This is a genomic window from Agrobacterium sp. 22-209-1 (assembly GCF_053522485.1).
Genome location: NZ_JBNWCH010000012.1, coordinates 47,852 through 62,239 on the forward strand (window position 1 = coordinate 47,852; position 14,388 = coordinate 62,239).

Consider the following 14,388-nt stretch of genomic DNA (forward strand, 5'->3'; position numbering starts at 1 on the left):
TTAAAAATAGATTGGTTTCGAAATCTAAATTATATAGAGTTCATACGCAATCTAAAATATCGCTTACGAGCTTGAGACCGGAGCCCGTGCAGGTGTTCAAAACCCATGTTTCCGATCAAGGATCGATAAAAGCTGAAATGGTGGAAAACCCACTTGCCGGGGACCTATGCTTTGCCGTGCAGCGGACAAACCGCATCATCTCCCGCCAGATCAACGATGCATTGCGCTCGACAGGACTAACGGCAGAGCAGATATTTCTTCTTGCAGCGATTGGTGAAGCAGGTTCCCCTCGAATATCGGAAGTTTCGCTACTTCTTGGCCTTGACCACTCAACCGTCGTTTCAAATCTAAAACCCCTGGTGAGAAAGAATTGGGTGACGATGTCCGTGGATGTCGAGGATCGCAGGGCACGAAGGCTTCTGCTCACCGGCAACGGGAGCGCTCGGCTTGTAGTGGCATTTGAACGTCTTCGGAAACTTGAAGACACACTGGTGAAAAAGGTTGGCGGGGCACAGAATACTCTTAGCCTTTGCCGGATGCTTAGCGAGCTATCAACAGCGTGCGCTGGACCTAGGCCGCGCGCAGCCGACACCGGCAACTGACTGCAAGGATACAGCCATCACCCTCTATTTTCGGCGCCGTCTTCCCGTACTACCTCCTCATGGGGCTGTGCCTTTAAGCCAGCCACTTCGGTCTCCAGCCGGTCCAGCCGTTTCTCCAGCGCGATGAGGTAGTCTCCCTGCGGATCGTCGATACCCAGGACGACATCTTCCCACGATCGCCATTTTTCTCGAAAACGTTTCAACATTTAAAATCTCCATCGCCATCAACTTTATAAGTCGGCATTTGCATGCCTGGCAGTTTGAGCGAGCGTTATGCCATTCTCTCTGAAAGAGAGATCACCTCTGCCGGTTGCCGCAAACCGGTTGCGACAACGGAAACTCTTAACCGCCCTGTCAGCGCATCATTGAAAGTCGCGCCGACGACGATATTCGCGTCGTCGTCGACTTCTTCGCGAACACGAGTTGCAGCTTCGTCGACATCAAAAAGGGTCATGTCCGGTCCGCCAGAGATCGAGACGAGAAGCCCTTTCGCTCCCCTGACGGACGCTTCATCGAACAGCGGATTGGCAATTGCTGCCTCGGCGGCATGTCGGGCGCGGGCGTCTCCCGTTGCCTCGCCCGTGCCCATGACAGCACGGCCCATGTCCCGCATGACTGACCTTACATCGGCGAAGTCGAGATTGATCAATCCTTCCTTGGCGATCAAATCGATGACGGAACTGACCCCGGCATGCAGCACATGATCTGCCATTTCGAATGCATCCGCGAAAGTCGTCTTCGCATCGGCAACCCGGAACAAATTCTGATTGGGGATGACGATCACCGTGTCTGCGCATTCGCTGAGACGCTCGATTCCCTGCCGCGCTGTTCGCATTCGCTGCGTACCTTCGAATGTGAAGGGCATGGTGACGACGCCGACCGTCAGTATGCCTGCCTTGCGCGCAGCATGGGCGATAACGGGTGCGGCACCTGTTCCCGTTCCGCCCCCCATGCCCGCCGTCACGAAACACATATGGGTTCCGTGGAGGTGATCCATGATCTCGTCAATCGACTCTTCGGTTGCCGCCTGTCCAATATCGGCCAATGATCCGGCGCCAAGTCCCTCCGTGACGGTCGGGCCAAGCTGGATAAGGCGTGGCGCTTTTGACATGGACAAAGCCTGGGCATCGGTGTTCGCAACGATAAACTCCGCACCCTCGAGACCCTGCATGATCATGTTGTTGACAGCATTGCCGCCGCCACCGCCGACGCCGATGACGGCAATCCTCGGCTTGAGGAGCGTTATGCCGGGCGGTGAAACGACAGTCGTTGGTTGCATAGCGGGAGTGTCCTGGTGGAGACTTTGTTCAAAGGTGACCGCGCGCGGGGGGCTAGTCAGCCAATGGCGTTCGACTGCCTCTCTTCGGCCAGCGTCGAAACACTGCACTTGCATTGACCCCACCGAAGCCGAAGCCATTGGATATCGCATACTCAACATCGAGAGGTCGGGCATCGTTTGCGACAAAGTCGATGCCATTGGCCTCAAGGCCTGGTGAACTGAGATTCAAGGTCGGGGGCGCGATCTGGTGCTGGAGCGCCAGGATCGTAAAAATAGCCTCAAGGCCGCCGGCGGCCCCCAGCAGGTGTCCCGTCGCCGACTTCGTGCCGCTGACGGCGATCGACTTCTTTTGGCCGAACAGGCTCTTGATTGCTCTGAGCTCTCCAAGATCTCCAACCGGGGTCGATGTCGCATGCGCGTTCAGATGGCCGATTTCGTGCGGCGCGATACCTGCCTGCGCGATGGCAATCTCCATCGCCCTGCGCGCGCCGCTTCCGTCCTCTGGGCCTGAGGTAATGTGATGGGCGTCGGCCGTCGTTCCGTACCCGACGAGTTCGGCAATCGGCGTCGCACCACGAGCAAGGGCGTGGCTCAACGCTTCAATGACGAGGATGCCTGCGCCTTCACCCATCACGAAGCCGTCGCGCGCGGTGTCGAAAGGACGTGAGGCCTTGGCCGGGGTCTCGTTAAAGCCTGTCGATAGTGATCTTGCCGCTGCGAAACCACCAAGGCTTACAATGTTCATACAGGCCTCGGTTCCGCCACAAACCGCAATGTCGGCTTCATTGGACCTGATCAGTCGCGCTGCATCGCCAATCGCCTGAACGCCGGCGGCGCATGCCGTCACCGGTGCTCCCAGCGGGCCTCTGAAACCATGCCGGATAGAGACTTGTCCGGCAGCGAGATTGACGAGAAAGGATGGAATGGTGAAGGGCGAGAGGCGGCGGACGCCGCGTTGGTCGACGGTACGCACCGCCTCCGTTATCGCGGGAAAGCCACCGATGCCCGATGCGATGATTGTCGCCGTTCTCAGTTTTTCTTCTTCGGAAGCTGGCTTCCAGTTCGCCTGTGCGAGAGCCTCTTCCGCCGCCGCCAGCGCAAAGATGATGAAGCGGTCGACCTTACGTTGATCCTTCGAGGGCAGGGTCTTGTCAGGATCAAATCCTCCTTCAGGATCTTCAGCCAGGGAAGGGACCACGCCTCCGATTTTTGAAGGCAAATCCCCGACGATGTCGTCACCCAGTCGCCGGATTCCGCTTTTGCCAGCAAGAAGCCGGGACCAGGAGATATCGACATTTGCACCAAGGGGGCTGACGGCTCCCATTCCCGTGACAACGACACGACGCATTTGCATTTCCACCTGTTAACGATCAAAATTTTGGCATGCCTTCGGCACCCGACCGAATGACCGGTCGTGAACTTGGGACATGCGGTTCGCGCTATTCTCTTCTGATAGCGTGGGGCTACGGCCGAGCTGTGCCAGCTATCGGCGACGAATATCCAAAAACCATCCGTTAGCCGCCATCGCGGCCAGCAATGCGCCGGACCTCGCTCGCTGCCGCATCGAGTACACTCGTCGAAAGCGCTTCATCCCCAATGATCCTGGACAGCGTCACCGCACCGATCATCATGGACAATATTGCCATGGCCTTGTCGCTTCGAGTTCTATCGTCACCCTCTCCGATAAGCTGTTCAAGCACCTCGAAGTGTGCTCGGATACCGTCTTCAAACGGGCGCCGAACTTCGGCGGTTTGACGCGCAGCGTCGGAGCCGAGAGCAACGAGCGGGCATCCTTCTGCCTTCTCGCCACTATGGTCTTTGGAAAGGTAGAAGGTGATGATCGATTCCAGCGGATCCGACGTGTCTGCTGCGGCATCAGACCACCTTCTCGTGGCGCTCTCGAGAGCACGCCGTGATGCAAGCGCCGCAAGATCGTCCTTGGATGCGAACTGCTTGTAAAATCCACCCTGGGTGAGCCCCGCACCCTTCATCAGGTCTTTCAGGCCAATCCCGTCGAAACCATGCTCTCGAAACAAGCGGCTGGCGACGTTGATCACCCGTTCCCGGTTTTCCTCTGCCTGTACACGGCTCACTCGCATGTGGACCTCCAATTAGATTTCATTTGACATCTATATGTCTTTTAGAGTTAGAGTGCAATCTAATATTTTCAGGATGGCCGTCAAGAAGGGGCGATGAAATGAAACGGAAACTTGTTGTCACTGCTGCAGCAGTGCTGGCGCTGGCCGCAGGCGGAGCCGCAGCGCTGCTGCTTCCGACGCAGGCACCCGAGGCAAAGGCTGCCGATCCCCGGACTTTGGCGCCACTGGTCAACCTCGCGACAGCCAGGCTTCCTGGCAATTCGAGCAGCAGCTTTACCGGAACCGTTGGTGCCCGGGTCCAGAGTAATCTCGGCTTTCGCGTTCCCGGAAAGATCGTTGAACGTTTTGTCGACGTCGGGGAGCAGGTAAGCGCTGGACAGCCATTGATGAGGCTTGACGAGACCGATCTTCGTCTTGCTCTGACCGCCAAGCGAAACGCTGTCATCGCAGCACAGGCGACATTTGTCCAAGCGAAAGCCGATGAGAAACGCTTTGCCGTGCTGGTGAAGACCTCTGCTGCCTCGACGCAGCAATATGAACGATCGAAGGCCCTGCTGGATACGGCGACGGCACAGTTGGCCGCCGCTCAGGCTGACGCCGATGTCGCGGAGAACGAAGCAAAATATGCGGTTCTCGTTGCCGATGCGGATGGAACCATTGTCGAGACGCTCGGTGAGCCGGGCCAGGTGGTAACCGCCGGGCAGCCGGTTGTCCGGCTCGCGAAGTCTGGTCCGCGCGAAGCCATTGTCTGGTTACCCGAAACCATGCGTCCTGACATTGGAGTTCAGGCTTCCGCATCGGTTTATGGCAGAAACAATGCCGAAAAGGCCAAGCTGCGCCAGATCTCCGATTCTGCCGATCAGCAGACCCGCACCTATGAAACGCGCTGGGTGCTTGAAGGGGCTGCGTCCAATGCTCCACTGGGGGCGACCGTCACTATCGAAATCGAGAACAGAGATGCGCAAAACCACGCCGAACTGCCGATAGGCGCCCTGTTGGATGACGGGACGCGCACTGGCGTCTGGGTGATCGATCAGCAATCGTCCGTCGTGAAGTTTCGTGATGTGAAAGTAGAGCGGGTAAGCGAAGAGAAAGTGGTCGTCACTAACGTCAAGCCGGGAGAGGAGGTCGTTGCGCTTGGCGCACATCTTCTGAAGGATGGAGCGCAAGTTCGCACCAGCGTTGGGACAAAAGAGGTGACAAACTGATGAACCTCAATCTGTCCGCCCTTGCGGTTCGCGAACGCGCCGTCACGCTGTTCTTCATCGTCCTTCTGTCGCTTGCCGGCGTCTATGCCTTCGTCAAGCTGGGACGCGCCGAAGACCCTTCCTTCACCATCAAGACGTTGACGGTCACGACTGTCTGGCCGGGCGCAACCGCGCGCGAGATGCAGGATCTCGTTGCCGAGCCGCTGGAGAAGCGCATTCAGGAATTGGCCTGGTACGACCGGGTCGAGACAACGACGCGCCCCGGCTTTGCCTATCTTACCGTCACGCTCAAGGACAATACGCCGCCAAGCGCCGTCGCTGAAGAATTTTATCAGGCGCGCAAGAAGCTCGGCGATGAAGCCAGAAACCTGCCGCAGGGTGTGCTGGGACCGTTCGTGAACGACGAATACTCCGACGTCAGCTTCGGCCTTTACGCTCTCAAGGCGCAGGGCATGCCGATGCGCGATCTCGTCCGGGAAGCGGAAAAGATCAGGCAGGACATGCTTCATGTTCCCGGCGTGAAGAAGATCAACATTCTCGGCGAACAGCCCGAGCAGATATTCGTAGAGTTCTCCTATGAGAAACTCGCCACGCTCGGCATATCTCCTCAGGACATTGCCGCAGCTCTTCAACGGCGCAATACCGTTACGCCCGCTGGCTCGATCGATACGCAGGGTCCGCAGGTCTTCATTCGCCTCGACGGTGCCTTTGACAGTGTTCAGTCTATCGCTGATACGCCCATCGTCGCTTCCGGCCGCGCGTTGAAGCTTTCCGACATTGCTGAGGTACGCCGGGGTTATCAGGAGCCGGCAGGCTATGTCATCCGTCATGACGGCGAGCCGGCCATCATGCTCGGCGTGGTCATGCAGCAAGGCTGGAATGGTCTGGAGCTTGGCAAGGCTCTTGAAGAGCGCTCGAGCCAGATCGCACAATCATTGCCCCTTGGCATAACGCTGACGAAGGTCAGCGATCAGGCCGTCAACATTGACGCGGCGGTGGGTGAATTCATGGTGAAGTTCGCCATGGCCCTCGGCGTCGTGCTCTTCGTCAGCCTCATTGCGCTGGGCTGGCGGGTGGGCATTGTCGTGGCGCTTGCCGTGCCTCTGACGCTTGCTGTCGTCTTCATCATCATGCTCGAGACGGGGCGCTTCTTCGACCGCATCACGCTCGGTGCATTGATCCTGGCACTTGGCCTGCTTGTCGACGACGCCATCATCGCCATCGAGGTGATGGTCGTGAAGATGGAAGAGGGTATGGATCGCATCAAGGCGGCTGCCTATGCCTGGAGCCACACTGCGGCACCGATGCTGTCGGGCACGCTTGTGACCATTATCGGCCTGATGCCGGTCGGTTTCGCCGCCTCTGCAGCGGGTGAATATGCCGGCAATATCTTCTGGATCGTGGGTTTCGCACTGATTGTTTCCTGGTTCGTGGCGGTGATCTTTACGCCCTATCTCGGCGTTAAGTTGCTTCCCGATATCAAGCCGGTGGCAGGCGGCCATCATGCGATTTACGATACGCCGAACTACAGACGCCTGCGCGGTGCGATCGAATTCACCGTCAAGCACAAGTTCCTGACCTGCGCCATTGTTGGCGTTGTCATGGCGCTTTCGGTCGTCGGGATGGGTGCGGTGAAGCAGCAGTTCTTCCCCACATCGGACCGTCCTGAGGTTCTTGTCGAAGTCCGCATGCCAGAAGGCACGAGCATCGAAACGACAACCGCCACGGTCAAGAAACTCGAGGCGTGGTTGAAGCAGCAACCCGAAGCGAAGATCGCCACCAGCTACATCGGCCAGGGCGCCCCCCGCTTCTTCTTCGCCATGTCGCCCGAACTGCCCGATCCTGCCTTTGCGAAGATCGTTGTGCTGACATCCGACGCCCATGAGCGTGAGGTGCTGAAACTGCGTCTTCGGGAAGCCGTTGCGCAAGGGCTGGCGCCCGAGGCATTCGTCCGCGTGACGCAACTCGTCTTTGGTCCCTACACGCCATTCCCCGTCGAGTTTCGGATCAAAGGACCGGATGCCGAAGAGCTGTACAAAATCTCCGAGCAGGCACTTGCTCTCATGAGCTCGGTACCTGATGTCAGAAATGCCAACCGTGACTGGGGTAATCGAACACCCGTTGTCCGGTTCGTTCCCGATCAGGATCGCCTGAACCTCATCGGCATGTCGTCCGCCGAGGCTGCCCAGCAGATACAGCTCCTGCTGAGCGGTGTTCCCGTCACGCAAGTCCGTGAGAACATCCGAAACGTTCCTGTCGTGGCGAGAAGTGCCGGCGAAATCCGCCTCGATCCTGCCAGACTCGGGGACTTCTCGCTCGTGACGAGAGACGGCCGTGCGATCCCCCTCGATCAGATCGGCCACACGGAGGTGCGCTTCGAAGAGCCGATCCTCAAGCGCCGTGACAGAACGCCTGTGGTGACGGTCCGATCCGACATTAACGAGGCGACGCAACCGCCGGAGGTTTCGCAACAGGTGATGACCGCTCTTCAGCCACTCGTTGCATCTCTGCCTGCTGGTTACACAATCGAGATGGGCGGCAATATCGAGGAGTCCCTCAAGGCGAATACTGCCCTTGTGAAGGTGTTCCCACTGATGATCGCAGCGACCCTGATCGTCATCATCCTTCAGGTGCGCAGCCTGTCGACGATGACGATGGTGATGCTGACAGCACCGCTCGGTCTTGCAGGCGTCGTGCCGACCCTGATCCTGTTCAACCAGCCTTTCGGGTTTAACGCGATCCTGGGTCTTATCGGCCTGGCGGGCATCCTCATGCGCAACACGTTGATCCTCACCGAGCAGATCAAGGAAAACAAGGCCGCGGGCCTGGACGACTATCATGCCGTTATCGAAGCCACGGTGCAGCGAACGAGGCCCGTCATCCTGACGGCGCTTGCCGCGGTCCTAGCCTTCATTCCCCTGACGCATTCGGTTTTCTGGGGTTCGATGGCTTACACGCTTATCGGCGGAACGGCGGTGGGTACGCTCATCATCCTGCTCTTCCTGCCGGCGCTCTATGCTGCATGGTTCCGCATCAAGCCACCCAAGGCAGACATGGGTTCGACAGAGCACGGAAACTCGGAAACAGCGCAGCATTCGCTTGCTGCGGAATAGCCACCGTCCCTCCGCAGCAGATGATGCTGCGGAGTGATAATACTGCCTGGCGAGAGGTGGCGTGTGTTTTGAGTGCCCACTGTACCCTTTCGGAAACCATGCCCTCGTCCCGCTTCAATCCTGCCAATGAGGAGCCTTGACATGACCCCTGTCGTATCCATCTTCAAACATCCGCCCGACGGGGGTAGAGGATATCACCGGGATATGCGCGTCAGGTGGGCTCTCGAGGAAGTCGGCCAGCCTTACACTCTACGGTATCTGACTTTTTCCGAGATGCGCCGCCCCGAATATCTGGAAATACAGCCATTCGGCCAGATGCCGATCTACCAGGAGGGCGATCTCATTCTTTTCGAATCCGGTGCGATCGTGCTTCACATAGCACAGCGTTTCGCTGGCCTCCTTCCCGATGAAGCAAATGCGCGCTCGCGTTCCATCATGTGGATGTTTGCAGCGGTCAATACGATCGAGCCCTGTATCGCCTCTGGCAGCGTTGGTCATCTCAGTCAGCGGCTCCAGCAACTGGGCGATACGCTTGGAGGGAAGGAGTGGCTTGAGGGGGCTCAGTTCAGCGCCGGTGATCTCATGATGGTGAGCGTACTGCGGCCGCTCAAGCACTCTGGTATTCTGCTGGATAGCGCTGGCTTGCAGGACTATGTCGAAAGAGGCGAGCAACGATCCGCGTTCCAGCGTGCGCTGGGCAATCCACCAGCGGACAGGCGAACGGCGTGAATTGACGGCATAAGCATCCGTCACACCTTTCACTCTCCAGGCGAGAATCCCGCATTAACTCGACCGATGTTTCCCGCTTCTGACCATGTGCCTCCTCAATTTCTGCAAGCGCGTTTTATTTCGCTTGCAATCTAATTGAAATATAGATTACAAACGAAATCTATATTGATTTCTAGTCCAACGCTAGTTTTGGAGAGCGTAGATGTCGACAGACAAGATTGTTGTGGTGACCGGAGCATCCTCCGGCATAGGGCAGGCGACCGTGAGGTTGCTGTCACAGAATGGGTTCAAGGTGTTTGCAGGATCGCGCAATCCGGACAAAAGTGGACCGGTTCCCGGTGTCGAGTACGGGCGTCTCGATGTGGACAATGACGAGTCGGTGAGGCAATTCGTCGATTGGGTTCTGTCCCGTTCAAGCCGGATTGATGTCGTGGTGAACAATGCAGGCGTCTCTCTCGTCGGGCCGGTCGAAAGCACGTCGGACGATGAGGCGAAGGCCCTTTTTGAAACCAATCTCTTTGGCCCACTGCGCATGATACGAGCAATATTGCCTGCGATGCGACAGCAGAATTCCGGTCTGATCGTCAATGTCAGTTCGGTTCTCGGCTTTCTCCCCGCACCTTATATGGGCCTTTATGCCAGCAGCAAGCATGCGTTGGAGGGACTGTCTGAAACGCTTGACCACGAAGTTCGGCAATTCAACATTCGCTCCGTCCTGGTCGAGCCGACGTTCACGAGGACAAGTCTCGATGTCAATGCGAAGCAGACGGAGACGCGTATCGACGACTACGCCACTCAATTAGCCAAATCCAATGAGGCCGTCCTTTCCGCCATTAGGACGGCAAGCAGTCCTCAGACTGTCGCCGCCGAAATCATGGCAGCAATCACAGGTCCTCACAAAATGCGCAGACCGGTTGGAAAACAGGCTACACTTCTGAGCCGCCTGAAACGGTTTATTCCAGCCAAGGCATTGGATGGCGGCATCAGGAAAACGTTTGGGCTCTCCCGGCTGTAGGCATTCGCGGAGCTTGCGCACCACAAGCAGAAAGTAGGGCGTCGGCATTCGGAAACTTCACGGCTTGTCTCGGACACATTTGCTTACCTTCAGCTCCGAGGGCGGAGAGTCGATGACTGTGCGCCTGAAGGGCAAGACACCGATCGGCCCGAAGGGCCCGGTTTACCGCTTGGTGGTCACGCGCCTGCATAAAAGTGTCCGACGCAACCCGCGGATTGCGTCGCGGACGGATCACCGCCGGCGCCAGCAATCCGCGCATGCGGACGCGGTGGTTCCGTGTGACATGGAAAGGGTTCCGGCAATGTGCCGGAACGTATTCCGCCACAGGCGGAGAAAACCGGCACAGACTGAAATAGTCGCTGATCCCAGCGGCGATTTATGCAGTCAGGCCGGATGGAAGTCCGCGAGGCGATGTATTCGGCGGAAAGAGCTGACGGTAGAACGCTTCAACACGGGTCGGCGTGACACGCTCAGCCTCACGAAGGATTGGCAGCCCGAGTGCATCGGCAGGAGCGGGCAGAAGCACCGAAGCCGTCAGACGGCACGCTTCGCAACCGGATCCGATCTTGTGGTGATCGTGCTTGGCCTTGCCATCCTCCGATGGGAGGCAGAGAACCGGAAGAGTTCCGTCCGGAAGGACTTATTGTGCTATTTCGCTGAGAGGGATCTGGCTGTTAGCCAGCGTCGGTGGCTCATTGGCAAAGCCTACCAACAACAAGGCAAGCGCGCACATGGTGCGCACGACGCATTGTTCGGCAAAGCCCAATCGCTTGATCATCGATCCCCATAGTGCCTCTTGTGACACAATTCAGACACTATATGCTATGCGGATTCTGTACAATGCGGCATTTGAACGCCATCATTGGTCGCTGAGCTCACCTGAGGCGATGGCGCTATCATTGAGGGATGATTGATGTCAGCAAACGCGACGAGTTTTACCAGCAGGCATATTGCCGCGGCGTCTGTTCCCTGCGCGACAGCAATATCCACCGCCGCAGCCAGGGCCGTGAGCCGATCGAGATCGGCAAGCTCTATTACAGCAATGTCGATGCTGGCAACGACGTGTCAGGCTGAGGCCATGCGCGACGTCGCGAGAAAACCGGCGATGAAGTCAACGGCCTCTTCGCCGCTTCTCAAACCGAGGTGAATACTCTTCTGTATCCCTGATTTGCCGATACTGACGGGACGAACTCCGAGCTCGGCGGCTTCCCGACGCACCAGCCAGTTCGGGATGGCGCTGACGCCGCGACCGGCTGCGACGAGCTGTAGCATCATTTCCGTGGTCTCGACATTCCGGTGGTGGCGCGGGCGGCAATTTGCAGGCGCAAGGAAATGCGTGAACACATCCAGCCGCTCGGGTGGCACAGGATAGGTGAAGAGCGTTTCATCCAGCAGATCCGCAGGTTCGGCATGGTCCTTGGCCGCCAGAGAGTGATCGGCCGGTACGGCAAGAACCAGTTCGTAGTCGAACACCGGTAGATAATGGACGCTAGGCGCTTCGATCGGGTCCGGGGTGATCAGGATATCGATCTCGTATCCGGTCAGCGCCGCCACGCCGCCAAAAGCAAATGATGTCGTCAGTTCCAGGTCCACATGCGGCCAGTCTACCAGATAGGGCTTTGTCACGCCCATCAGCCATTGGTGACAGGGATGGCATTCCATCCCGATCTTGAGCGAGCCTCGCTGTCCGTAGCGGTAGTCGGACAAGACATCCTCAGCCCTTTCGATCTGTGGCAGGACGCGCTGCGCCAGCGCGACGATGTAGCGGCCGGCCTCGGTGAGACGAAGATTGCGGCCGTCCTTTTCCCACATGGCGACGCCATAGCGTTCTTCGAGCTTGCGGATCGTGTGGCTCAGCGCGGACTGGGTCACATTCAGCCGTTCTGCCGCCGCCGTCAGACTGCCCATGCGATCGACTTCGCGCAGGATCGACAGATGTTGCCTGTCCAGCATCGTTATGCGCCTCCTTTGTCGAGGGGAAAGACTTCTATCTGTTCGCTGTCTCGAACAGGAACCGGCCGGTGATCTTCGTCGACCGCGACCATGGTGAAATGTCCGGTAGCCGTGATATGCCGCTCGCCCGTCAGAAGGTTTTCCGACCAGAGTTTTGTCTCGACGGACATGGAACTGCGGCCAACGCTCGCGACACGTGCCTCCGCCTCGACGATTTCGCCGATCTCGATTGGCCTTGCAAAGTCGATACGCTCGGATGATGCCAGCACCACTAGCTTGCCGGAGTAGCGCGATGCCGTCACGAACGCAGCTTTTGTCATGTAGGCGATTGCCTCGCCCCCGAACATCCGGCCGACGCTGTTAGCCTGATCCGGAAAGACGATTTCGACCATGGCAAGCATATCGCTTTCGCCCGGCGCGTCCTCGGGAAGCAGTTTGGGTAAGGCGTAATGCGCGGCGTTCTCGCCCTCTGGAACGGCAACCATATGGAAGACGCCGCGCGTACAGGTATGCCGTTGACGGCCGACAATTGTCTCTGCCACCATCTCGACCTCAACAGTCAGGGAACGGCGGCCAGCCTTGACGGGTCTTGCCGTGAATTCGACGATGTGCCCGATGCGTGCGGGCTGTTTGAAATCGATACGTTCGCAGGACGCGGTCACAAATGGTGCGCGCCCGAAGCGGGTCGCCGCGATGAAAGCGACTCGATCCATAAGGGCGAGGCCGGTCCCTCCGAAAAGAGTTCCGTGATGGTTTGTGTCACCAGGGAAGACGATATCGACGAGTTGTGTTGTCGACAGGTGCTGCATGGGCTTGTCTGTCGTGTCGGTGCTGATCATCGGCGCTACCATCAGGTTGTGGCAGGGCTGGGCAATGACGCAGAGACGACGGCGCAGAGATGCCGATCGCGAAAGCGGCACTCCGGGACACCCCGCCCGTGGACGTTATCTGTCGTGGCAGGTCTCCTGGCTCGCGGATGACCGCTCCCGCCCGTCTTCCCGGGATAAACCCAGTGACAAAAATGGACGTTCGCTAGCCGCTTACAGTTGCGGGGGCAGCTCCGGCATCTGACCGAATTCCCTCTTAGCTCCGGACTGTCGTCCACAGAACCACGACGGTAAACCAATGTCCCATGCCGCTCGTGGGGTCAAGGCCTCGTTTCCGGTCGGCGGGCCAGACCACCCCGCAAGCCATGTCGCTTACCCAAAACCATGAGGACGGCTCATGTTTCAATGAAATGAAATCAATTTTTCTCCATCAACGGCTCAGGCATAAGAGGGGCGCGCTCCAGGCCATAGACAAGCTAAAGATTGTTGATTGAGAAACACGAGAGAAAAAATGAGAGCACTGAAAGAAAAAGAAACAGATTCAGGGTTTTTCTCGGTCCATGAGAACAATATTGCCATGAGCGGTGAATTTACGTTCTCTCTCAAGAGCATTCCTTTTGACGAGGATTATCAACCCTCGGAAAATACGCGGCTCACGACTAACTTCGCCAATCTGGCCAGAGGGGAGAGCCGCCGGGAGAATTTGCGCAACGCGCTGAGGATGATCGACAATCGCTTCAACGCCTTGGCGCATTGGGACAATCCGAAAAACGATCGTTATTCTGTCCAGCTCGAGATCGTTTCCGTCGAGATGAGGATTGATGCTGAAGGCAATACTGATGCTTTCCCCCTGATCGAAATCCTGAAAACGAATATCGTCGATCATAAGACAGGCGAACGCATCGAAGGCATCGTCGGGAATAATTTCTCCTCGTATGTTCGGGATTATGACTTCAGCGTCGTGCTGCCGGCTTACAATAAGGATCGCCTGGCATTTGGCACGCCGGAGAATTTTGGCGATCTGCATGGAAACCTGTTCAAGTGTTTCCTGAATTCAGATGCCTACAAAGAACACTTTCAAAAACTTCCGGTCATCTGCCTGAGTGCCTCCAGCAGCAGGACATACAGCCGGACCGGTAATCAGCACCCTGTATTGGGTGTCGAATACCAGCAGGATGAATTGTCGTCGACCGATCGATACTTCCAGAAAATGGGATTGAAGGTTCGCTTTTTCATGCCGCCGAACAGCGTCGCGCCTTTTGCATTCTATTTTCTCGGTGATCTGCTCGACGATTACACCAATCTCGAGCTCATCAGCACAATCAGCACCATGGAGACTTTTCAGAAGATTTACCGGCCCGAAATTTATAACGCCAATTCCGCGGCAGGGGCCTGTTATCGCCCGAGTCTCGGGCATCAGGACTACTCATTGACGCGTATCGTCTACGATCGCGAAGAGCGTAGCCGGCTGGCTGTCGAGCAGGGAAGGTTCGCTGAGGAGCACTTCATCAAACCCTATGGGACTGTTCTTGAGCAATGGTCTACCAAACACGCCCTTTGATG

At 57.5% G+C, this 14,388-nt stretch carries 13 protein-coding genes, 1 pseudogene and 1 riboswitch; of the genes and pseudogenes, 7 read left to right on the plus strand and 7 right to left on the minus strand.

What is annotated here, in order from left to right; translation table 11 throughout:
• Positions 1 to 92: 92 nt before the first annotated feature.
• Positions 93 to 602 carry a MarR family winged helix-turn-helix transcriptional regulator gene (locus tag ACQZ48_RS20890; protein WP_448729398.1) on the plus strand — a complete coding sequence of 170 codons (510 nt, stop codon included), beginning with the start codon at positions 93 to 95 and terminating at the stop codon, positions 600 to 602.
• Between the two features lie 17 nt (positions 603 to 619).
• Here the strand turns inward: ACQZ48_RS20890 and ACQZ48_RS20895 are convergent, their stop codons facing one another.
• From ACQZ48_RS20895 to ACQZ48_RS20910, 4 genes are all read right to left on the minus strand, one after another.
• Positions 620 to 808 (minus strand): hypothetical protein, encoded by a 189-nt coding sequence (locus ACQZ48_RS20895; protein WP_077984680.1) that lies wholly within the window; start codon positions 806 to 808, stop codon positions 620 to 622.
• Positions 809 to 873: 65 nt separating this feature from the next.
• A complete protein-coding gene (ftsZ, locus tag ACQZ48_RS20900) occupies positions 874 to 1,881 on the minus strand; it encodes a cell division protein FtsZ (protein ID WP_448729399.1) in 1,008 nt (335 codons plus the stop codon).
• Positions 1,882 to 1,933: 52 nt separating this feature from the next.
• Positions 1,934 to 3,229 (minus strand): beta-ketoacyl-ACP synthase II, encoded by a 1,296-nt coding sequence (fabF, locus tag ACQZ48_RS20905; RefSeq protein ID WP_448729400.1) that lies wholly within the window; start codon positions 3,227 to 3,229, stop codon positions 1,934 to 1,936.
• 166 nt (positions 3,230 to 3,395) lie between these two features.
• A complete protein-coding gene (locus ACQZ48_RS20910; protein ID WP_173991419.1) occupies positions 3,396 to 3,980 on the minus strand; it encodes a TetR/AcrR family transcriptional regulator in 585 nt (194 codons plus the stop codon).
• A gap of 98 nt (positions 3,981 to 4,078) precedes the next feature.
• Here ACQZ48_RS20910 and ACQZ48_RS20915 point away from each other — a divergent pair, with 98 nt between their 5' ends.
• The 4 genes from ACQZ48_RS20915 to ACQZ48_RS20930 all read left to right on the plus strand — a co-directional run bounded on the left by ACQZ48_RS20915 (position 4,079) and on the right by ACQZ48_RS20930 (position 10,045).
• Positions 4,079 to 5,188 (plus strand): efflux RND transporter periplasmic adaptor subunit, encoded by a 1,110-nt coding sequence (locus tag ACQZ48_RS20915; RefSeq protein WP_077984683.1) that lies wholly within the window; start codon positions 4,079 to 4,081, stop codon positions 5,186 to 5,188.
• Entirely contained in the window at positions 5,188 to 8,301 is a 3,114-nt protein-coding gene (locus tag ACQZ48_RS20920; RefSeq protein ID WP_448729401.1) for an efflux RND transporter permease subunit, read from the plus strand. The genes ACQZ48_RS20915 and ACQZ48_RS20920 overlap by 1 nt, the downstream gene beginning before the upstream one ends.
• A gap of 141 nt (positions 8,302 to 8,442) precedes the next feature.
• A complete protein-coding gene (locus tag ACQZ48_RS20925; protein ID WP_448729402.1) occupies positions 8,443 to 9,030 on the plus strand; it encodes a glutathione S-transferase family protein in 588 nt (195 codons plus the stop codon).
• A gap of 202 nt (positions 9,031 to 9,232) precedes the next feature.
• Positions 9,233 to 10,045, plus strand: a complete 813-nt coding sequence (locus ACQZ48_RS20930) for an oxidoreductase (RefSeq protein ID WP_448729403.1) — start codon at positions 9,233 to 9,235, stop codon at positions 10,043 to 10,045.
• A gap of 376 nt (positions 10,046 to 10,421) precedes the next feature.
• Here ACQZ48_RS20930 and ACQZ48_RS20935 read toward each other — a convergent pair.
• Positions 10,422 to 10,625, minus strand: a pseudogene (locus tag ACQZ48_RS20935) (hypothetical protein); the annotation flags it as partial.
• A gap of 326 nt (positions 10,626 to 10,951) precedes the next feature.
• Here ACQZ48_RS20935 and ACQZ48_RS20940 point away from each other — a divergent pair.
• Positions 10,952 to 11,119 (plus strand): hypothetical protein, encoded by a 168-nt coding sequence (locus ACQZ48_RS20940; RefSeq protein WP_448729404.1) that lies wholly within the window; start codon positions 10,952 to 10,954, stop codon positions 11,117 to 11,119.
• Here ACQZ48_RS20940 and ACQZ48_RS20945 read toward each other — a convergent pair.
• Both ACQZ48_RS20945 and ACQZ48_RS20950 read right to left on the minus strand, forming a co-directional pair.
• Complete coding sequence (locus ACQZ48_RS20945) at positions 11,111 to 11,998, minus strand: LysR family transcriptional regulator (RefSeq protein ID WP_448729405.1); 888 nt, start codon at positions 11,996 to 11,998, stop codon at positions 11,111 to 11,113. The genes ACQZ48_RS20940 and ACQZ48_RS20945 overlap by 9 nt on opposite strands.
• Positions 11,999 to 12,000: 2 nt before the next feature.
• On the minus strand, positions 12,001 to 12,837 hold the full coding sequence (locus tag ACQZ48_RS20950; RefSeq protein ID WP_448729406.1) for an acyl-CoA thioesterase: 837 nt from the start codon (positions 12,835 to 12,837) through the stop codon (positions 12,001 to 12,003).
• 99 nt (positions 12,838 to 12,936) lie between these two features.
• A riboswitch (cobalamin riboswitch) is annotated at positions 12,937 to 13,127 on the minus strand.
• A 275-nt stretch (positions 13,128 to 13,402) separates the two neighbouring features.
• On the opposite strand from ACQZ48_RS20950, the gene ACQZ48_RS20955 reads away from it, so the two are divergent.
• Complete coding sequence (locus ACQZ48_RS20955) at positions 13,403 to 14,386, plus strand: DUF1852 domain-containing protein (protein WP_077984837.1); 984 nt, start codon at positions 13,403 to 13,405, stop codon at positions 14,384 to 14,386.
• The last annotated feature ends 2 nt before the right edge of the window (positions 14,387 to 14,388 follow it).

Coding starts and splice junctions, on each gene's coding strand:
- ACQZ48_RS20895 (WP_077984680.1), bottom strand. CDS start 808: ATGTTGAAACGTTTTCGAGAAAAATGGCGATCGTGGGAAGATGTCGTC.
- ftsZ (WP_448729399.1), bottom strand. CDS start 1,881: ATGCAACCAACGACTGTCGTTTCACCGCCCGGCATAACGCTCCTCAAG.
- fabF (WP_448729400.1), bottom strand. CDS start 3,229: ATGCGTCGTGTCGTTGTCACGGGAATGGGAGCCGTCAGCCCCCTTGGT.
- ACQZ48_RS20910 (WP_173991419.1), bottom strand. CDS start 3,980: ATGCGAGTGAGCCGTGTACAGGCAGAGGAAAACCGGGAACGGGTGATC.
- ACQZ48_RS20915 (WP_077984683.1), top strand. CDS start 4,079: ATGAAACGGAAACTTGTTGTCACTGCTGCAGCAGTGCTGGCGCTGGCC.
- ACQZ48_RS20920 (WP_448729401.1), top strand. CDS start 5,188: ATGAACCTCAATCTGTCCGCCCTTGCGGTTCGCGAACGCGCCGTCACG.
- ACQZ48_RS20925 (WP_448729402.1), top strand. CDS start 8,443: ATGACCCCTGTCGTATCCATCTTCAAACATCCGCCCGACGGGGGTAGA.
- ACQZ48_RS20930 (WP_448729403.1), top strand. CDS start 9,233: ATGTCGACAGACAAGATTGTTGTGGTGACCGGAGCATCCTCCGGCATA.
- ACQZ48_RS20940 (WP_448729404.1), top strand. CDS start 10,952: ATGATTGATGTCAGCAAACGCGACGAGTTTTACCAGCAGGCATATTGC.
- ACQZ48_RS20945 (WP_448729405.1), bottom strand. CDS start 11,998: ATGCTGGACAGGCAACATCTGTCGATCCTGCGCGAAGTCGATCGCATG.
- ACQZ48_RS20950 (WP_448729406.1), bottom strand. CDS start 12,837: ATGATCAGCACCGACACGACAGACAAGCCCATGCAGCACCTGTCGACA.
- ACQZ48_RS20955 (WP_077984837.1), top strand. CDS start 13,403: ATGAGCGGTGAATTTACGTTCTCTCTCAAGAGCATTCCTTTTGACGAG.